Genomic DNA, 20,682 nt, shown 5'->3' with positions numbered 1-20,682 from the left:
TATTGACTGTTTGACAGCAATCAAAATAATCCCCGATAGTGAATAAACACCACAATTGCAGACCAAGACCCCAAGGTAACTTTTATTGCTACTAATAAATTAAGCAAGGGAATCGCGCCACCACTAAAAAGAGTTCCTAATTCTCCGTGGGGTAATTCAAATCCACTCAATGTTATCACTGCTAAGACAATAAAAACCAGCACCGAAATCTTCTCCCACATAGTAGCCTTCCAGCGCTTGTAAATCCCTTGCATCCATTCGGGTGAGGAGGTAATGGCTACTAAGCCGATCGCTGTTCCCCCGCTACCCCAGCGGCGAAACCACCACCGGGGCTTAGGTGTCCTCTAATTGCTAGTTCGATACCTACTAACGCAGAAATAGTCGCACCCAAACGCGCCAGGATAATTGATGGTTCGTCTTGTAACTGAGAAATTTCTGATAAAGGTTTCTCATCAGCTAACAGATACCGCGCCCCCATGATGGCGATGGTAAATACTACTACTTCAAAGATTGTGTCATAGAGGCGATTTCTGAGAATAATCCCGGTGACTGCATTGGGTATACCACTATCTTTGACAATGGATGCAACTACAGACATATCTCCTAAATCCTTGAGGGAATTGGGGATAATTAACAGGATACAGTAAAACGCTATGCCAGCGGCAATGTAAACCCATTTCATAGCTAGTTGTCCTCTATTTTGGTAAATTTACATAGGATATAGTTGTCAATGGTGACGAAATCTCAGCCTTGATGATTTCATAGATGCGTTGAATTCTAGTCACAGTGTGATAGGGTTGGCTTTGCTCCCCAGTCTCATCCCCTTGGTCACAGGTAGCATGAATTTCTTTATCTATAAGAGCTTTGTGTAATTCTTTGCTATTGATATAAGTAATTACCTCAATACGCATATAGTGTTTACGAAAAATTCGGCGTAATTCCTCCATCAATGGCTGAAAATGGTCTTCCCCGTCTGCGATTACCCCCAGACGCAAAACCAAAGATGAACGCACGGCGATCGCATATAGAGTAACAGCTAGGAAAGTCCCCATTAAAGCTTGGGTCAGAGCCACATCTGCTGCGCCCAAAACAGCAAACACCAAAGCCGCCACAGCGCCCAATATTCCCTGAACAACCAAAGCATTGTATGGGTTGACCTGAAGTACCACCATCAAGGCGGATAAGGGTAACAGGGCGGTAATTATATAGATATAATTATCATTCATGGTCAGCCTCGCTGGTAGAGCAGTATGCCAACACATAGCCCAAGACTGTATTCCAAATTGCCAAGGAGATAAGACCCAAAAGCAGCAAAGGCCATTCACTGGGTATTTTCAGCAGCAGTCCGAAAATAATACTCATAGAGCCGAGGGTATCCGCCACCGAAAGACTATGGAGCTTAAATAATACCGAGCGATGACCCAAGAGGGGGAAGGTTCCCCAAAACCAAAAGGCGATGCCTAAACCTATGCAAATATAACTAATTATCTCTATCATAAATTACCCATGCGCTTCAGTAGATGTGCCAATAACATTAATCCCGCATTACCCACACTCAGGATAATAATCCCCACCACGCCAATCATCCAATCATCACGTAAGACGGATACCATCAGAATCATAATTGATGTTTTGGTGGCAATACTGGCAAAAGCTAACATTTTTTGCCAAATATCATCATCTTGCCAAGCCTCATACATGGGTATGAACAAAGCCAAAATCATCGCAATCATTACCGGATTCATCCCTGTGGCCTCCGTCTTCGGACTCGGTGTACTTCATACCACCCCTGTTCATGATATTTTAATACAATAGTTTTAGGTGTAAAAGTAATCAAGAAGATATCCAGGAAAATCAGCCCCGGGGTGCGTTGGGGTTTAACTCTTTCAATAATTACATCTTCGTGATTATGGGGGCGGAAAATTATTTCCACCGCCTCAAAATACGCCTGGGGAATGGCCACAAGCACCTCACCCAGAACACGCAACCAATCCCTTAATGCTTCTGGTACTCTCTGACGACCAGGTAATAACAGTGCAACGGTAACACCAATAATGATATTTGCCACACTCAAATCCGAGGTAAGCAAAAACCAAATAGTCAGTCGCAATATCAGATTTAAATGCCCAATCATGCTAGTATCATCCCCAACAATAGGAGCAACATCAGACTCATGAAACCAATTAGATGTTCAAATTGCTCAAGTACACGTGGCAAAGTCAGTACTGACTGTTGAAAAATCCAAAAATGCTCGAACCAGGCAATGCCGATGATTCCCAGGGATTTGATGATATTCTGTACTGTGTAGGCATCGTCATATATCCGCATCCCCCCAATAATTCCCCCTGTTAATATGATTATCGGTAGCCATAAACCGGAGGGAATGTCCGCTTCTTTCTTGTGGGGTAGAAAAATGAATTTGGCATAAACTATAGCTGTTCCCACAGCCCCAATATTCATTAATATCTCTTGCCAAGGTAGGACATTTTTCAATGTCAACATCTTAGCCCCAAAACCTACTAACAAGGGAAAGCCGGAAATTGACAAGCTACCAATAACTAAGGGAATCCAGATCCTAGTATTCATGGGCTGCGATCGCAGTTCCTGGAAATTACGGCTGGGTAAGTTCCCTGCAATCAGGAACAACAAAGACTTGACCAGCCCATGGCCTAAGGCATAAACACCCCCCACCGCCGGCGCTGCTAGAATCCACCCCAATTGGGAAACAGTACTAAATGCCAGGGTGCGCTTGGTATCCTTTTCAAATAAAGCATAGATTACCCCCAGTAGGGCTGTCCCCACTCCAAATATCCTAACAATGGGTTCAACCTCACTCACCATTAATGCACAGCGCACTAAGGCAAAAACACCAGTTTTAACCACCACTCCTGATAACATAGCTGATACCGGTGTTTCTGATTCTGAGTGGGTCAAGGGTAACCACAGTCCTGATACAAAGATGCCCCCTTTTGTCAATAGTCCGAGAAAAATCAGGGCGAGCGCTGTGTTAGGTGCTGTACTCAACCCAGCAAAACTAAAGGAACGATTGGCTTGATAAACCAAAGCAGCGCCCACCAGATAAAACAGCATTGCCGTGTTACTGACAAACAAATAACGCAACGCCACCCAAATAGAGCGTTGACTACGGGGATAGGAAATCAGAAGAAAGGCTGCAATACCCACCACCTCAAGGGCTACATATAAACTGATGAAATCCGCACAGATAAACGCCGCATTAACGCTACCATGTAAGATGATAGCCTGAGTATAAAAAAACGCTGTCTTCTGTTTCCCCCAACAGTAGAGGATCACTGCTGCCGTCACCAGAGCATTAGTTAATATCAAGTAGGCACTTAACTGATCAACCAGTAATGTCACCCCGAAATTATCCAGTAATTCCAGTGTTAACGGGGAATCCTGTACAAAAACCTGGAAGGCATATACAGCGGAAATTACGGTGACACCTAAGGACAGATATCGATCAAGTTGGGGGAGAAGATAAATAACGAACCCCAAAAAAAATGGTAGTGCAATCCAGGTGATGGTGATGGTATTCATGGGGTATTGTTCTTCTCGATTTCGTTACTTTCCAAAGTGGGATTATCCCGCGCCAGCTTCATCACACATACCAGCATTAAAGACTGAATGGAAAATCCGATCACAATTGCTGTTAAAATCACCGCCTGGGGAACCGGGTCGGCGTAGGTGGGATTTTCCCCAGGAGAAACAATGGGTGTGAATAAGCCAGCCCGTGATGCAATTAGCACATAGTAGGCGATTACCCCAGTACTCATAACATCCATGGAGATGATCTTCATGACCAGGTTCTTTTTCAAAATTATGCCTAAAAATCCGCACAATATGGTAAACAAGATAGATGCATCTAACACGGTAACTGTCTGTTTATTAGTGAGAATAATTAGCTAGCCTATGAAATTTTGGCTTCCTCTAAAGATTGTTTTTCTGCCGGTGGTTGTTTAAATGCAAACCGCAATAAAGGTGGTGCTAAGAAGGTTGTTAAAATCACCATGATAATAATCGCAGCCTGTAGTGGTTTATCCAGAGTACCACTAGCAGCACCAATCCCCGCAAATACTAACCCGACTTCACCACGGGGAATCATCCCTACACCAACTGCTAATCGGTTAATTTTAGCTTGGCCAAAAACTGACCAACCAGTGACAACTTTGCCAATGATTGCGACCACAATTAAGAAGGTAGCAATGATTAAACCCTCACGATTTCCCGGAACTAGAGGATTAAGAACACCTAAATCAACTTTGGCACCAACTGCAACAAAGAAAACTGGGACTAAAATATCAGCAATCGGTTTGACCTGCTCATCTAGCTCTTTGCGTTTATCCGTTTCATCCAAAACTAAGCCAGCTGCAAATGCCCCTAAGATCGCCTCTAAATGAATAGCATTAGCCAAAAAAGCCATCAAGAACGCAAATATCAATGCTGGTATAATTAAGTTGCCGCGCGTTTGCAATTTATCAGCAATGACCACAAAACTTTGATTGAAATATTTACCCAGCAAAATTGAGCCGACGAGAAAAACTGTAGCGCTGACAATTAAATAGATGACATTTAAGATATCAACTTCCCCTGTTTTGGCCAAACTCGCCACTACTGCCAAGACAATAATGCCTAAGATATCATCAATGACAGCCGCACCGACAATGATTTGCCCCTCACGAGATTTTAACTGCCCAAGTTCCGACAAAACTTTTGAGGTAATACCAATACTAGTAGCTGTCAGTGCCGCACCTGCAAAAATTGCCGGAATTAAGGGAGCATGAAATAAGAACAGCAGTCCTGCTGTCCCAGCCGCAAAGGGAACAGCTACCCCGACACAAGCTACAACTGTTGCTTGATAACCGACTTTTGTCAGTTCTTTTAAGTCTGATTCCAAACCAATTTCAAATAACAGAATGATCACACCCAGTTCCGCCAGGACGGAAATGATTTCACTTTGGCTGTGAAAAATTTCTGTTACTGCTTCGGGGCTGATGTTGTTAATCAATTGCAGGACACTTATAATGGCGGAGTCGGCAGCAGCTGCTCCACTCTCAGTAAATACCACTAAATGTAGAGCCGAAGCACCTACCAACACGCCGCCCAGTAATTCACCTAAAACAGGAGGCAAATCTATGACTCTAGACAACTCACCGCCAATTTTACTGGCAAGATAAATAACTACTAAACTGAGTAATACACCAGCCAAGACAATGGGGGCATTTTCAGCTTCGTTCGTGGTCGCGAGAAAAGGACTTTGCCAAAAGGAGTTAACTATCAATTCCGAAAAAATCATGTTACTTATCTGTGATATTGATTAATTATCCTGTTAAATAAATGACTGCAAGAAACAGTAATTTACACATCTAGTTAAATAATGAACCTTCATACTTGCAGCCATTAACCTCAGATCAGGAGTGATATTTGGTAGGGTTGCTCTCCCTGACTGCATAGGTATCTACTAAAGCCAAGGCTCTGCTAAGTGCTTCGGCACGATTCATAAACCAATGCTCCCGGGAGACGAAATTCAACACACCCAGCTTTTCTAAGCGGCGTTTCACTTTCCCAGAAGCACCAACAATTAAGATTTTACGACCTTGCTCATAAGCATCTTTAATGGCATTTTCAATGGCTAAAGATGCGGTTACACCCAACATTGGCACATCGCTGATATCTAAAATCAATACGTCGGAGTCGGCCATTGCTGAATGTTCCCGGGCGATCGCTTTAGAAACTCCAAAGATCATCGGTCCACTGAGGTAGAATAAGACCACCCGCCCATTAGCTTGATCAAATAATGCCTTCTCTTCATCGTTCAAGACAATGGCATCATCAGCATCGGTAATGGTTTTGACATCCTGAGCTTGTAACTGCGAAAGACGTTCAATGGTTAAAATATTGGCAATGAACACTCCCACACCCACAGCAATAATTAAGTCAACAAATACGGTTAAGAACATGACACCGTACATAATCACCGCCCCTTTGAGGGACACATGATGAGCGCGTTTTAAAAAGCTCCAGTCGAGAATGTCAATCCCCACTTTAAGCGCAATACCCGCCAACACTGCCATGGGGATGCTTTGAGTTAAACTAGATGCCCACAAAACTACCACCAGTAAAATCAAGGCGCGAGTTATACCAGATAAAGCTGTTTTAGCACCGGTTTGGATATTCACCACTGTTCCCATGGTAGCACCCGCCCCAGGCAGCCCACCACATAAACCAGATACTATGTTACCAATACCTTGACCAATTAACTCCTTATCAGATTTGTGTTCGGTACGAGTCAAACTATCAGCAATTACCGCAGTTAACAAAGTATCAATACATCCGAGCATCCCCAACATTACCCCATTAATCAGCATCACAGTAATTTGTGATCCATTGAAGGTAGGCATTTGTAATGTTGGTAATCCCATGGGAATTTCCCCAATTCTTCTGATGTTATCATCGCCGAAAAATACCAGGGAAACTATTGTGACTACTACTAAAGCAACTAATTGTGGTGGAGCAAAACGCTTGTATTTAGATGGTATTAAGAAAATGATTGCCAAGGTCATGCATCCCAAGGAGGTTTCCGCAAGATTAATCTTGCTCAACAGTTCCGGCAAGGCTTGCACCATTCCCAAAACCCCACCTTTAGGACTAGGTTGTCCCAAAAAGGGGGCAATTTGTAGCAGAATTAAGATCACGCCAATGCCAGACATGAAACCAGAAATGACGCTGTAGGGCATGAGGGTAATATATTTACCCAGCTTGAATACTCCGAATAAGATTTGAAATATCCCCGCCAGCATCACTACTGTAAATGCCATTGCCAAGCCGTTCTCTGGGTTACTCGCTATCATCGAACTGACAATAGCAGTCATGACCACGGTCATCGGCCCGGTAGGTTCAGAAATCAGAGTTGGAGTTCCACCAAATAAGGCGGCGAAAAAGCCGACGCAAACCGCACCATAAAGGCCAGCAGCCGGACCGATAGCCGGGTCAGGGGCAGCAGCGAATGCCGCAACACCGAATGCCAGTGCTAGAGGTAAGGAAACGATGGCGGCAGTTAGGCCGCCAAATAAATCCCCTTGTAAGTTTCTAAAATGTATAGTATTCGTCAATTGCATATTAAAGGTATAATTTGTTGCAGAAAATTTACCTTTCCTACGACGAATCACTAAATAGTCATCGCCCATAGAGAAGGCTTGGGTCAAAGGGAGTAACAATTAATTACCTGAAAAACTTATATGAGTTATGAGTTACCCTTAAAGATAGTCTACAGGTTTATCAACCAATTACAAGCCAGAATTTTAAATAAATATTAAATAAATTAAATTCTTTCCATAGATATAAAGCTATGGTTAGTAGGAAATACATAGAAAATAATCAAATATATAAGCAGAAACTATATTAATTTATATGTCAATTCTAAAAAAGAATGCAGATATCTGGTATGTAAGGTATCGCTTTAATGTTTTAGTACCTATTAATTGCAATACTGTTAAGGTAAAGCTCTGTGCAAGTATATATGTATAGCTTGCGGTAGATTGTGAAAACCGGTATTTATTCCCTGAGAAAGTAGTTATGACATCTGGGACTGTGTATAGTGAACCCAGGAGAAGTGCAGTATGGTGATTGACCACTACAGAAAATTAAAGATTACATAACAGTGGCAAAACTATGTTGCGAGTAAGTTAGGGAGTTTAGTCAAAAATTGGGCGAATTTTAGTAACTATAGTCATCCTATTTGAGTTGAGAAATTATCAGTGAGGAAAGGGAACAAGGAACAGAAATTGTTCAGAAATCAAATAGGAGTCCGATACCTGTATTTTCATTTAGGAAAACTACTATGACCACACACGAGGAACAGCACCAATGGCATGAATTAGCACAACAATTGCGGGTTGATAGTATTCGCAGTACCACCATTGCTGGTTCAGGTCATCCTACCTCGTCCATGTCGCCGGCGGATCTGATGGCGATTTTACTGTCTAAGTATCTGCGCTATGACTTCGATCACCCAGGAAATCCCAATAATGACCGCTTGATTTTCTCCAAAGGTCATGCAGCACCATTACTATATAGTATGTATAAGGCAGCGGGAGTAATCAGCGATGAAGAACTGCGATCGCTACGGCATTTTGGCAGTCGTTTAGAAGGTCATCCCACACCTGCTTTACCTTGGGTAGATGTAGCGACAGGTTCTTTAGGACAAGGATTAGCCATTGGTGTTGGCATAGCTTTAGCAGGTAAATATTTAGATCAACTACCGTATCATACATGGGTGCTACTGGGTGATAGTGAAAGCGCCGAAGGGTCGGTTTGGGAGGCCTTTGATCATGCGGCACACTATACCTTAGACAATCTCATTGCCATTATTGATGTCAATCGCCTCGGTCAAAGGGGTCAAACCGAATTAGGATGGAATACACAAGCTTATGCCAACCGTGCTAGAGCCTTTGGCTGGCAAGCCATTGAAATTGACGGTCATAATTTAACCGAGATAGATCAAGCATATAGCGCCGCTGTAACTGTGAATGATCGCCCCACCGTAATTATTGCCCGTACCATCAAAGGTAAAGGAGTAGCCTCCCTAGAAGACTTAGGTGGGTGGCATGGCAAAGCCCTAAAACCTGATGCTCAAACCCATGCCATTGCCGAGTTAGGTGGAGAACGGCAGATAATCATTGAGGTAGATAAACCAGAAGAACAAAGACAACCAGCCAGCATTGGTAAAGCCATACCATTGCAACTCCCCACATATAACAAAGGTGCAAAAGTTGCTACAAGACGAGCCTATGGTGATGCGTTATTAGCATTAGGAGCCGCCCAACCTAATGTTATTGCCCTTGATGCAGAGGTGAGTAATTCCACTTATGCCGAAGACTTCGCCGAAGCCTATCCTGAGCGGTACTTTGAGATGTACATTGCTGAACAGCAAATGGTAGCAGCTGCTGTGGGCTTGCAGGTGAGAAAATACAAACCCTTCGCTTCTACCTTCGCCGCCTTCTTGACTCGTGCCTACGACTTGATCAGGATGGCCGCTGTTTCTCGTGCCAACATTAAATTAGTCGGTTCCCATGCAGGGGTATCCATTGGTCAAGATGGGGCTTCACAGATGGCCTTGGAAGATTTAGCAGCATTCCGAGCCGTGTGGAGTAGTACCGTACTGTATCCCAGTGATGCCAATCAAACAGCCAAATTAGTGGCACAAATGAGCGATCGCCATGGTATTGTTTACCTGCGCACCACCAGAGAAAGTACACCAGTCATCTATGATACTAACCAACAATTCCCCATTGGTGGTAGCAAAACCATTCACAGTTCACCGGGCGACCAAGCAACAGTCATTGGTGCGGGTATCACAGTACATGAAGCCATTAAAGCCTATGACAGACTGAAAAAAGAAGGCATCACAATTCGCGTTATCGATGCTTATTCAGTCAAACCCATAGATGTGCAGACACTACATCAAGCAGCACGGGATACCAGAGGTAATTTAGTCGTTGTCGAAGATCACTGGATAGAAGGCGGATTAGGTGCTGCAGTCCTGGATGCCTTTGCTGGTACTAGTAATACTCCCTTTTATCATGGGCCACAACTGCGATTAATTAAATTAGCGGTGCGGGATATGCCAGGTTCAGGTACACCAGAAGAACTACTTCATGCTGCCGAAATAGATGCCGATGCCATTGTAGAAGCGGTGAAATCCCAAGTTAGACAGCCAGTAGGAGTATAAGCAGCAAAATATAACTCTTTCCTTCGATAGGAGTTAACAGTAAAACCCACAGTTATCTTAGAAACTACTTTAACCAGGAGTTAAGAAAATGCCCGACAAGTATCATACAGGAACCAAAGACGAACACTTTAACCTCATCAGCGTATTATATCACGCTCTCAAGTGTTCCGCCTGCTGTGAAACATATATCAAAGATGCCGAACAAGCAGGCGATCGCGAACTCGTCCAATTCTTCCAAAATATCAAACAGGAAAACCAGAGAACAGCGCAGACAGCCAAGCAAATGCTAGCCAAGCGCACAGAGCAACTAGTAGCACATTAGACAACCCAGAACAAGGAATAGACAATCTCTATTGTCTATTCCCCAGCTCCTTGAAAAAACCCATATCAACCAACACCAACCACCGAAATCAAATCCCGACGACACCTTTCCCAAGCCAGAGTAGTAGAAATAATTTCATCCAGGTCATTATATTTTGGTTGCCAACCCAGTAACCTACCAATTTTATCAGCACTAGCAATCACACAAGCCGGGTCACCGAGGCGACGTTCTGCCTCCACAACAGGAAAATCCACCCCAGAAATCTCCTTCACCCGTTCAATAACCTCACGGACACTGTATCCTTGTCCATAACCACAATTGAGAACCTGGCTATCGTGACCTTGCTCCAGATAAGTCAAAGCATTTAAATGTGCAGCTGCTAAGTCTTCCACATGAATATAATCTCTAATTGCCGTTCCATCTGGTGTAGAAAAATCCGTACCAAAAATTTGCACCCCTGATCTGCGTTGCAATGCAGCATCACAGGTAACGCGAATCAAATGAGATGCATCTTTTAACATCTGCCCCAATCGTCCACCAGGTTCTGATCCTGCCACATTAAAGTATCGTAAAATTACGTAACGTAAATCAGAAGCCTTGGCATAGTCACGAATCAGCCACTCACAAGCAAGCTTAGAACGTCCATAGGGATTAATCGGTTCAGTGGGCGTAGATTCAGTTACGGGAACTGTTGCAGGTTGTCCATAGACAGCGGCTGTACTAGAAAAGATAATTTGCTTTACACCCATGTTGTGGCAACAACGGAGTAAATTCAGGGTATTACGAGTATTGTTAGCGTAATAGTCTAGGGGATAACAAACAGATTCGGGTACACTCAGACTGGCAGCAAAGTGTAAAACCGCAGTAAATTGGTGCTGAGAAAATACCCGCCACAGGTGTTCTGAATCTTTTAAATCACCAATAATTAACTCACCATGTAATACTGCTTGAGGTGAACCCGTAGAACAATTGTCATAGACGACAACATCATAACCTGCTTCTCCCAACTGACGAACTACATGAGAGCCAATGTATCCTGCTCCCCCAGTGACTAAGACTTTTTGATTCATCTGCCTTTACCTAGTAGTACTACACGAATGGTTTTGAAAAAGATTGCTAAATCTAAAGCCAGAGAATAATTCTTGATGTAGTAGAGGTCATAAGCTAGTTTTTCCCTAGCATCCTCCACTGATGCGCCGTAGGGGTACATCACCTGGCCCAGCCTGTAATTCCCGGTTTGACAACGTAACGTAAGTCATAGTAAGGAATTTCTTCTCGCAGCTTGACATCGAATTCTGGTCGTTCTGGACGCGGGCCAATCAGGCTCATTTCTCCGCGTAGAACGTTTAAAATTTGTGGTAGTTCATCGATTCTGATCAGGCGTAACCAGCGTCCTACTCTAGTAATTCGCGGATCTTGCTCGTTAGCCCACTGCGCTCCCCGTTTTTCCGCATCCTCATACATAGATCGGAATTTGTACACTCTAAAGGGCTTTCCATCCAGACCAGCTCGCATCTGTGTGTAGAACACTGGCCCTGGACTATCTAACTTAATCGCTACTATTACTAGCAACATCAGTGGAGATAACAACCCCAGTAATGACCATGCCAGAATAATGTCTAATAGCCGCTTGAGTTTTTGGCTAATACTGTCAGCTACTAAATTAAAACCATTACCAAAAGCCAGCCAGTTGTCCTGAAGCACAGATGAGGGAAGTTTATACCACAAAGTTTCACAAATATCGGGAATACCGTAGATGGAGACACCAGACAAACGTAACTGGATTAACTGCTGTGTATGTACATCAGATAATTCTGTTGCTACTATTACCCCTGACCAAGATTGTTGACTCCATTGGGGTAGGTCATTGAGGCTCCCGGTAGACACTCGATTACTTTTCCCTAACTCATTAATGTTCTGCTCGGCGGTTGTTAGTACAACCAAGCGACCTAAGGAATTGTGTTCTAAAAAAGTTTCAGCAAATAAAATGGCTTTTTTAGTTGCACCTAAAATTAGCCAACGGCTTTGTTGAGCTTGCGATCGCGCCCAGTTTGAAGACCATATTCTTAATCCTATAGCCCAGAGGGTAAATATGCCTAAACTAGGGAGCAAGATCCCTCGTTGTAAAACTAGATATTGTCCCCAAACACCAGTACAGTAAATCAGAGAGGCCACCATACAGCCCACAACCGCATTACTGACCAAAACCCGGTAGGGAGAACGTAAACCTGATATTTGGGTCTCTGGATGGTAAGTATTTGCTAAATACAACCCTGCGAGAATTAGGCAGAAAAATAAATAAATTATAGGTTCAAATTTACCCCCTTGCCACCAGATGCAAAGGGATAAACTTAAGGATAAACCCACAATATCCCCTAATAACAGTAGTACACAGAGGATATTATCTATGTGATATAAATTCTTAGTTTTTCTGCCAATAAGAAAAGTCGTAGTCATATGTGTAAATCAGTAATAATTCGAGACGGAACTGGCAAAATATCTCAGAAAAACACATCATGCCTCCTCAAAAACCAAGACACGATTTACAGGAATACACAACTGATATTTTTGTATTGATGGTTATTGAGTGTCATGGAGAACTTAATATATTTGGATTCCTCACTTCTACGTCAAAATCACTTAAGTTTAAAAATTCAGTAAAATCACCTTAGTTTGTTATGGAATAAGGATAAAAACTCAGTATTATTGCGGTTAGAATAATTTCAGTAAAATCACTTTAATTATTTGTAATAAATAATATAAATTAAGTAATGTCTGCTATAGGGTGAAACGGGTAAAATTACGTTTGTTATCAACAGTAAAAATCTTAGATAATTCATAATGTTGTTGATCAATTATCAGAGGATATGATATGAGTTGAACTATAGTCATCTTCTACTGCATCTTTAAAGATACCTTTTCAATAAATATCCCTACAAATAAGGCAATAAATTTCTATTAGTGTCAATATATAGAGTATTAACTGATGTATGCCTTACTATCAAGAAGAACAAGACCAGATTAATTTACAACAGTATTGGCTAACTGTAAAAAGACGTTGGTTACTGATAGCAACCATTATCGGGTCTGTTTTTGGACTGACCGCCTTCGTGACTTTTAGTCAAAAGCCGATTTATGAAGCCGAAGGTCAGTTGCTTTTTGATAAGCAAAATAGTATTTCTTCTCTAACGGGTGTGACTGAACAGCTCGGACAACTAAGTGGTGTGGGAACTGGATCCAACCCTTTGGACACCCAAGCTGAAATTATTCGCTCCCACCCCCTAATTCAAAAAACTATTTCTGAGTTACAGTTAAAAAATAAAGATGGACAACCTTTAGGAATCAATACTTTCAGGAGTAAATTAAAAGTGGAAACTGTTCGAGGGACTGATGTTTTGCAGCTTTCCTACCGTAGTGTTGACCCTGAAGAAGCCAAAGCGATTGTGAATCAATTGATGTCTGCTTATCTGGAGAATAATGTACTGACCAACCGTTCTCAAGCTACCGCGGCACGGGAATTTTTAAGTAAAGAGTTACCCGTGGTTGAAGCACAGGTTGCAGCAGCAGAATTGGCACTACGTCAGTTTAAAGAAAAATACCAGGTTGTACTTTTAGAAGAAGAAGCTAAACAAGGAGTTGAAAGACTCTATGAAATATCTAACCAAATCACTCTACTGCGGGCGCAGTTGGTAGATGCTAACAGCCGTTCTGGTGCTTTGCAAAATCAATTGGGATTGAATACACAGCAAGCTACAGCAATTAACACCTTGAGTCAGTCAACAGCAGTACAACAAGTGTTATCAGAATACCAAAAGGTTCAAGATCAGTTAGCTGTGGAAAGGTCTAGGTTAACAGATGAACATCCCACAGTCGTCAACTTATGGGAGAAAGAACAAGCTCTCAAAGCACAGTTAGAAGGAAGAGTCAGTCAAACCCTAGGTAGTTCACAGCCAATTCGAGAGCAAGATTTACAAATGGGACAACTCAAACAAGCCTTAACTGCTAATTTGGTGCAAGTAGAAGTAGAACGTTTGGGGTTGGAGAATCAAGTTAATGTATTGACTCAGGCTTTTGCAGCTGATGAAGCCCGTCTGAGAACCTTACCGAAGCTCGAACAACGACAACTACAGCTACAACGACAGCTACAAGTGGCAAGAGTTGTCTATGAACAAATGCTGACAAGATTCCAAGAAGTGCAAGTGGTGGAAAACCAGAATGTAGGTAATGCCAGAATTATTTCTGAGGCTTTATTGCCGGATAAATCGGTTTCTCCCCGTATTCAATTGAACCTAGCACTAGGTGGATTTTTAGGATTCTTCTTGGCTTTTGGAGCCGCTTTATTACTAGATGCTGTGGACAAGTCTGTGAAAACAGCCGAAGAAGCCCAGCAGTTATTCGGTTATCCTTTGTTGGGTACGGTTCCTAGGCTATCTCGTGATCAGAATACAACAGAATTACCTGTACTCAATAACCCTTACTCATCGGTGAATGCAGCCTTTGAAATGCTGCAAATCAACCTTGGTTTTAGCCTTTCCGACCAGGAACTCAAGCTAATTGTAGTCAGCAGTTGTCTACCAGGTGAGGGTAAGTCTTTTGTGGCGGCTAATTTGGCAGTGGCTACTGCCCAGATGGGAAGGCGAGTACTATTAATTGATGCAGATATGCGCCGTCCCCGCCAACATGAACTGTGGAAACAACCTAACTTGATGGGGTTAAGTAATATTTTAGTGGGGCAGGCAGCCCTGGCACAAACCACTCACGAAGTCATGGTAAATCTAAACTTAGTTACTGCGGGAACCATACCCCCTAACGCAGCCGCCCTATTAGACTCACAGCGGATGCGGCAGTTACTGCAACAGGCTTCCCAAGATTATGATTGCGTGATTATTGACACGCCACCTTTGAGATTTATTGCTGATGCGTCAATTGTCGGGAAAATGGCAGATGGAGTACTATTAGTTGCCCGTCCTGGTGTGGTTAATTCTGATGCTATTATCACTACAAAGACACTGTTAGAAAATTCGCGGTTGTCGGTGTTGGGCATGGTGGTAAATGCCGTATCTAATAACAGTACTTACTCTTACAATCATTATTATAACTATCATTCTAAAAACGGTTATAGGAAAAACCATACTATTGAGGCTCAATTCAAAGAAATCACCGGCAAATGGTTCAATAAATCGTAATTAGTATTATGTAATGCTCCTCGAAAACCTTACTTAGTAATAGCATCAGTGGAAATACGTTTTTTAAAATTCGATGAAATTACCTATTGTTTTTTTGTGGAGAAGGCATAAGATATGAAAATTGCTGAACTTAAGCCTTTTTATAGGATGCAAGCATCGAATTATTAACAATCTGTACACTAGTATAGGAGGTCAAATTGCCCAGAAGGTGCGATCGCAATCGGAACCGTTCAACACGTAGAGCTATTTACTGTCCTATTCATGGATGTTATCTTGATAGCGTTAGTCAAAAATATAGAATTTATGCAGATAAATTAGGTCAGTTATACCAACGGTTTTCAAGTCAGCGTAATGCGTCTTTATTAATAGGCAAATATACAACAGTTCCCCTCAAAGCAGAGTGGTTAGAGGCTTTTTGGTGTCAAGAGTGTCAGCAAAGAAACTGGTATTATATCCGTCACTTTGATGATGGGAGATACGAGATTTCTTTAGCTCCCAGGGAACTATGGCAACAAGTAACAAAGCTGATTGATTCTCAAGTTAATGGTTCTATGGGTGACTTTACGCGGATGAACGCCAGACTTTAGCAGTTCCTGATTAGAAAAAGTAATACTCTTGTAGATTAAATTTAATTTTCGGGTTAATTTTCGGGTTAATTTTCGGGAGACTGAAGCCAAATGCTAGACAAATATACAAAAAGTCTGTTCTCATGGCAGGAAAAAGCCTCTGGAAAATTAGCAATTCTTCAAAATGTAGCGTGGCTATTTTTTGATCGCATTCTGCGCATGGGGGTGGGGTTATTTGTGGGTGTTTGGGTGGCGCGTTATTTAGGAGTAGAAAAGTTTGGCATCTTTAACTATGCTACTGCTATTGTTGCCTTATTCAATCCCTTAACAAAGCTGGGTTTAGATGGCTTAATAATCCGTTCTATTGTGCGTGAGCCGGGAATTAAAGACCAAATTTTAGGGACAACTTTTTGGCTCAAGTTAGCTGGTGCAATAGCATCTATATTCTTAGCAGTTAGCTCTATTTTTGTATTGCATCACGATGACCAGTTAACTGTAGGGATAGTGGCAATTTTGGCAACGGCGGGAATTTTTCAAGCCTTTGATGCAATTGACTATTGGTTTCAGTCTCAAATACAGTCTAAATATACTGTAGTTGCCAGGAATACGGCATTTATTATTACAGCACTGGTGAAAGTTGCTTTGATTAAAATGCAAGCGCCGTTAGTTGCTTTTGCTTGGGCTACATTAGCAGAAGTTGCACTGGGTACCGTAGGTTTAATAATTGCTTATAGCTTTAAGGGTTATTCAATATTCTGGCGTTGGAGTCTGACACTTGCTAAGACTTTATTGAAAGAAAGTTGGCCTTTGATGTTATCTGGTTTAACCATCATGATTTATATGAAAATTGACCAGATTATGTTGGGGGAAATGGTTGATACTACCGCTGTGGGTTTGTATTCAGCAGCCACCCGTATTTCTGAAGTTTGGTATTTCATTCCGATGGCGATCGCTTCTTCGGTTGCTCCAAGAATTTATGCCGCTAAAGATATAAGCGAAGAAGTTTATTATCAAAAAATTAAACAATTACTTCGTTTACTAGTGCTAATTTCTATTTTTGTTGCTCTACCAATGACATTTCTGTCGAACAGAATAATTACAATACTTTTTGGTAGTAGCTATTTAGCAGCAGGTTCAATATTAGCAATTCATATCTGGGCTGCTGTATTTGTATCTATGGGAATCGCTACAGGAATTTGGTTTGTAGCCGAGGGTTTTACCCATTTGGCTTTCCAGAGAAACTTGATTGGGGCAGTTACCAATATATTTTTAAATCTCTTTTTAATTCCAGCTTATGCTGGAGTAGGTGCGGCGATCGCCACTGTAATTTCTTATGCAATTGCTAGTTTTTTATCTCATAGCATTAATCTCAAAACGAGAAAAATATTTAAATTACAAATTCAAGCATTCTACTTTTTTCATAAATAGATAAATCAGATTTACATTAGGAGTTACTATGTCAATTAAAATTGGAATCATCACCTATCATCATACAATTAACTATGGAGCAATCTTACAGACATATGCCATGTTTAAATTTTTACAAAACAAGGGATATGAAGTAGAAGTAATTGATTATCGACCAGAATCAGTTAGCTGGGAAGAAAAAAGATATTTATACTTATCTAAATATTTTCTTTTAAATCCCCTAGGCGGAATAAAAAGAAAATGGAATATGAATAAGTTCATAGATAAATATATTAAATTGAGCCCGCGCAAATTTTATAATCTTGATAGCTTGACTGAATATAATCATTCATATGATTATATTATTTGTGGTAGTGATGAGATTTGGAATATCAATTTAAGAGGGTTAGACAAAGCTTATTTCATAGACTTTGTAAGTAATCAACAAACTCTTAAATTCAGTTATGCTGCCAGTTTTGGATCTACAAAATCTCTTGGCATTGATCAGCCAGAAATATCTCAAATATTTAAACAATTTCATGCTATTTCAGTGAGAGATAGTAATAGCGTCAAATTAGTTAAGCAATGTGGTTTTCATGCAGAAAAAGTTATTGATCCAACCTTTCTAATCAATTATGAAGATGTTATAATTTACCCTAACATAAAGAATAAATATTTACTTGTCTATGGTTCATTAACGATAAGTGAAGCTGAATATGTCAAAATTTTAGCCGATAAGGAAGGTTTAGAAATCATTTCTATAGGCTCACATAACTTCACAAAGTTTGGCAAATTAGATTTATTTGATATCAGTCCAGAAAAATGGTTAGGGTTTTTTAGTCAAGCTAGTTTTGTGGTTACTAAGTTTTATCATGGTGTAATATTTTCTTTAATTTTTAACAAACCATTTATTGTTTTTGAGCAGCAAAGTAAATCAGTTAAGATAAATGATTTGTTAAGTATGTTAAATTTAAAACAGAGGATGTTAAGTTTAACCGAAACAGACCAGAACAAGATAAAAATAAGTAATGACCATAACTTATGGTCATACATTATGAGTGATTCGGAAAATAACGAATTAAAGAAGCACATTGAATATTCTCAGGATTATTTGCTTTATAAAGCATTAAAATAGCTCATTTTTTCAATAGTCTTATGATTAAGAATCCTCTCGTGCAAAAACTAATTACCCAATATCAAATGCTTAAATTCAGAGTAAATTTAACTTTTGATTATTATTATGATCTGCAAAGGTTTTTTCAATTTTCTGCAACAAATAATCCCTATACAACAAAGACTATGCTGCAAGGGAGAATTATTGCTCACTATCATGTAATAGAAAAAGGGCTATCTTTAAAGACTCCCCGTCCTGGTTTTGGAGCTAATGTCGTACATAATTTACTATTACTACTTAAACACTATGAACAAAATTATGGGTTAGATGAAGTAACCGAGGTAGCTATTAATGTTTTATATTCTTATTACAAATTTAATCTGAGTCATAATTGTGATAATGAACAACTTTACCAGAAAATAATTCAAATTAAAGATGAGAAATCAGTTAATGATGAATATTTATCAGAGGGAGGTACAATTGAAATTAAAAAAGCACATATTCATAAAAGTGCTTTGATAAATTTTCAAGATTTTGTCAATAGTAGACACAGTATTAGAAATTTTGCTAATGCTGGTGTAGATATAAAGTTGATCAAAGAGGCGGTTTCAATTGCTATAAAAACTCCATCTGTTTGTAATCGACAAACTTGGAAAGTTCATCTTTACAGTCATGAAGAAATTAAAAATAAAATTTTGAGCCATCAGAATGGTAACCGAGGCTTTGGACAGTATGCTGATAAAGTACTAATAATTACTTCAGACCTCAATTATTTTACAGGTTCTTCAGAGAGAAATCAGTGCTTTGTCGATGGTGGTTTATTCGCAATGTCTCTAATTTATGCTTTGCATTCATTGGGACTTGGAAGTTGTTGTTTAAATTGGTGCGTGAGTCACCAAACAGATAAACTTCTGAGGAAAGATGCAGGTATTAAAGAATCTGAAACCGTAATAATGATGCTTGCAGTTGGTAATTTACCTGATGAATTATCTGTTGCTAACTCTGCTAGAAAAGCAGTGGAGGAAGTTTTAGTTTTAAATCCTTAAAAATCAAGGTAATTATATCAACCTATAAGCGGAGATTTATAGATGATTAAACCACTAATCGTTAACACAATGGATATAGACGGAGGTGCTGCTCGTGCAGCTTATCGGCTACATCAAGGGCTAAAACAAATAAATATTGATTCCAGAATGCTCGTTGGAAATAAGACTAGTGATGATATTACAGTTTTAGGAACAAATAATAAACTAGGTAAAGCATGGATAAAAATAGCAGGAGCGTTAGACTCCCTACCCCTAAAAACCTATTCCCCTAGTAATAATTTAATGTTCTCCTTACAGTGGTTACCTGATCAAATAGGAGCAAAAGTAGTTGAAATTAATCCTGACGTAATTCACTTACATTGGATTAATACCGGTTATATGCAAATAGAAACACTTGGGAAGTTCAAAAAACCGATAGTTTGGACACTACATGATATGTGGGCATTTACAGGGGGGTGTCACTATAGTGAGGATTGTGATAAATATACAATGTCCTGTGGTGCTTGTCCACAACTAGGAAGTCATAGAAAAGATGATATTACTCAATGGATTTGGCAGAGAAAAGCTAAAGCATGGTCTAATCTAAATTTAACTATAGTTACCCCTAGTCGTTGGTTGGTTCACTGTGCTAAAAAAAGTCTTTTATTCCAGAACTTAAGAATTGAAGTTATACCCAATGGGTTAAATACTCAAGTTTACAAACCCATGGATAAAATAATGGCTAGAAAGTGGCTCAATTTACCATTAGATAAACATCTGATATTGTTTGGCGCTATTAACCCCACCGCTAATAAACGCAAAGGTTTTCATTTACTCAAACCTGCTATACAGAAGTTGAGCCAACAGCACAACTCCAACAATATCGAATTGGTTATTTTTGGTGCATCTCAACCTTCACAGGTTCCCAATTTTGGGTTCAAAACACACTACTTAGGACGTTTACATGATGATATAGGACTAGCATTAGTATATTCAGCCGCAGATGTGATGATAGTACCATCTCTTCAAGAGGCTTTTGGACAAACTGCATCTGAGTCATTAGCTTGTGGTACACCAGTTATTGCTTTTGACATAACCGGTTTAAAAGATATTATCGATCATCAACATAATGGCTACTTGGCTAAACCTTTTGATGTGGATGATTTAGCTCAAGGAATTACTTGGGTATTAGAGGACAAAGAAAGATTAATAAATTTAAGTAAGAATGCTCGGGAAAAAGTTGAGCGGAACTTTAGTTTAGAAATACAGGCTAACAGTTATTTATCAATATATAAATATGTTTGTGAAAATTAA

Annotated in this window: 17 protein-coding genes and 2 pseudogenes; 8 read left to right on the top strand and 11 right to left on the bottom strand. The window is 40.3% G+C overall.

From position 1 onward, the window contains the following. Positions 1–20: 20 nt before the first annotated feature. From AC6IZ0_RS13650 to bicA, 9 genes and pseudogenes are all read right to left on the bottom strand, one after another. Positions 21–682 (bottom strand): annotated as a pseudogene (locus tag AC6IZ0_RS13650) (Na(+)/H(+) antiporter subunit B). Between the two features lie 13 nt (positions 683–695). Beyond that, positions 696–1,226 carry a DUF4040 domain-containing protein gene (locus AC6IZ0_RS13645; protein WP_280802108.1) on the bottom strand — a complete coding sequence of 177 codons (531 nt, stop codon included), beginning with the start codon at positions 1,224–1,226 and terminating at the stop codon, positions 696–698. After that, positions 1,219–1,497, bottom strand: a complete 279-nt coding sequence (locus AC6IZ0_RS13640) for a monovalent cation/H(+) antiporter subunit G (protein ID WP_497723407.1) — start codon at positions 1,495–1,497, stop codon at positions 1,219–1,221. The genes AC6IZ0_RS13645 and AC6IZ0_RS13640 overlap by 8 nt, the downstream gene beginning before the upstream one ends. Next, positions 1,494–1,745, bottom strand: a complete 252-nt coding sequence (locus AC6IZ0_RS13635; protein WP_271734876.1) for a hypothetical protein — start codon at positions 1,743–1,745, stop codon at positions 1,494–1,496. Before AC6IZ0_RS13635 ends, AC6IZ0_RS13640 begins: the two co-directional genes overlap by 4 nt. After that, a complete protein-coding gene (locus AC6IZ0_RS13630; RefSeq protein ID WP_271734878.1) occupies positions 1,742–2,134 on the bottom strand; it encodes a Na+/H+ antiporter subunit E in 393 nt (130 codons plus the stop codon). The genes AC6IZ0_RS13635 and AC6IZ0_RS13630 overlap by 4 nt, the downstream gene beginning before the upstream one ends. Then, a complete protein-coding gene (locus AC6IZ0_RS13625; RefSeq protein WP_497723404.1) occupies positions 2,131–3,558 on the bottom strand; it encodes a cation:proton antiporter in 1,428 nt (475 codons plus the stop codon). Before AC6IZ0_RS13625 ends, AC6IZ0_RS13630 begins: the two co-directional genes overlap by 4 nt. Next, positions 3,555–3,890: a cation:proton antiporter subunit C gene (locus tag AC6IZ0_RS13620; RefSeq protein WP_271734882.1), complete on the bottom strand. Its 336-nt coding sequence runs from the start codon at positions 3,888–3,890 to the stop codon at positions 3,555–3,557. The genes AC6IZ0_RS13625 and AC6IZ0_RS13620 overlap by 4 nt, the downstream gene beginning before the upstream one ends. A 38-nt stretch (positions 3,891–3,928) precedes the next feature. Next, on the bottom strand, positions 3,929–5,314 hold the full coding sequence (locus AC6IZ0_RS13615; protein WP_497723403.1) for a cation:proton antiporter: 1,386 nt from the start codon (positions 5,312–5,314) through the stop codon (positions 3,929–3,931). Between the two features lie 115 nt (positions 5,315–5,429). Beyond that, positions 5,430–7,136 carry a bicarbonate transporter BicA gene (bicA, locus tag AC6IZ0_RS13610; RefSeq protein ID WP_497726059.1) on the bottom strand — a complete coding sequence of 569 codons (1,707 nt, stop codon included), beginning with the start codon at positions 7,134–7,136 and terminating at the stop codon, positions 5,430–5,432. Positions 7,137–7,858: 722 nt separating this feature from the next. Between bicA and AC6IZ0_RS13605 the strand changes: the two genes are divergently transcribed. Both AC6IZ0_RS13605 and AC6IZ0_RS13600 read left to right on the top strand, forming a co-directional pair. Then, positions 7,859–9,748, top strand: coding sequence for a transketolase (locus AC6IZ0_RS13605; protein ID WP_497723401.1), 1,890 nt, complete (start codon positions 7,859–7,861; stop codon positions 9,746–9,748). An 88-nt stretch (positions 9,749–9,836) separates the two neighbouring features. Beyond that, entirely contained in the window at positions 9,837–10,070 is a 234-nt protein-coding gene (locus AC6IZ0_RS13600; protein WP_271734886.1) for a hypothetical protein, read from the top strand. Positions 10,071–10,135: 65 nt separating this feature from the next. On the opposite strand, the gene galE is transcribed toward AC6IZ0_RS13600, so the two are convergent. Both galE and AC6IZ0_RS13590 read right to left on the bottom strand, forming a co-directional pair. After that, positions 10,136–11,140 carry a UDP-glucose 4-epimerase GalE gene (gene galE / locus AC6IZ0_RS13595; protein ID WP_271734887.1) on the bottom strand — a complete coding sequence of 335 codons (1,005 nt, stop codon included), beginning with the start codon at positions 11,138–11,140 and terminating at the stop codon, positions 10,136–10,138. Beyond that, positions 11,137–12,527 (bottom strand): annotated as a pseudogene (locus AC6IZ0_RS13590) (sugar transferase). The gene galE and the pseudogene AC6IZ0_RS13590 overlap by 4 nt, the downstream one beginning before the upstream one ends. Before the next feature lie 533 nt (positions 12,528–13,060). Between AC6IZ0_RS13590 and AC6IZ0_RS13585 the strand changes: the two are divergent. The 6 genes from AC6IZ0_RS13585 to AC6IZ0_RS13560 all read left to right on the top strand — a co-directional run bounded on the left by AC6IZ0_RS13585 (position 13,061) and on the right by AC6IZ0_RS13560 (position 20,682). Beyond that, positions 13,061–15,256, top strand: a complete 2,196-nt coding sequence (locus AC6IZ0_RS13585) for a GumC family protein (protein WP_497723400.1) — start codon at positions 13,061–13,063, stop codon at positions 15,254–15,256. A gap of 197 nt (positions 15,257–15,453) precedes the next feature. Then, positions 15,454–15,843, top strand: a complete 390-nt coding sequence (locus AC6IZ0_RS13580; protein ID WP_497723399.1) for a hypothetical protein — start codon at positions 15,454–15,456, stop codon at positions 15,841–15,843. 90 nt (positions 15,844–15,933) lie between these two features. Continuing rightward, the gene (locus tag AC6IZ0_RS13575; protein ID WP_497723398.1) at positions 15,934–17,250 is read left to right on the top strand and encodes a flippase; all 1,317 of its coding nucleotides are present in this window, start codon (positions 15,934–15,936) and stop codon (positions 17,248–17,250) included. A 28-nt stretch (positions 17,251–17,278) separates the two neighbouring features. Next, positions 17,279–18,364, top strand: a complete 1,086-nt coding sequence (locus AC6IZ0_RS13570) for a polysaccharide pyruvyl transferase family protein (RefSeq protein ID WP_497723396.1) — start codon at positions 17,279–17,281, stop codon at positions 18,362–18,364. Between the two features lie 38 nt (positions 18,365–18,402). Then, a complete protein-coding gene (locus AC6IZ0_RS13565) occupies positions 18,403–19,389 on the top strand; it encodes a nitroreductase family protein (protein WP_497723394.1) in 987 nt (328 codons plus the stop codon). Between the two features lie 69 nt (positions 19,390–19,458). Continuing rightward, a complete protein-coding gene (locus AC6IZ0_RS13560) occupies positions 19,459–20,682 on the top strand; it encodes a glycosyltransferase family 4 protein (RefSeq protein ID WP_497723393.1) in 1,224 nt (407 codons plus the stop codon).

This window comes from Anabaenopsis sp. NIES-4685 (genome assembly GCF_059725405.1).
Note: the sequence above shows the minus strand (reverse complement) of the source record. Positions and strands in the feature narration are given on the sequence as shown.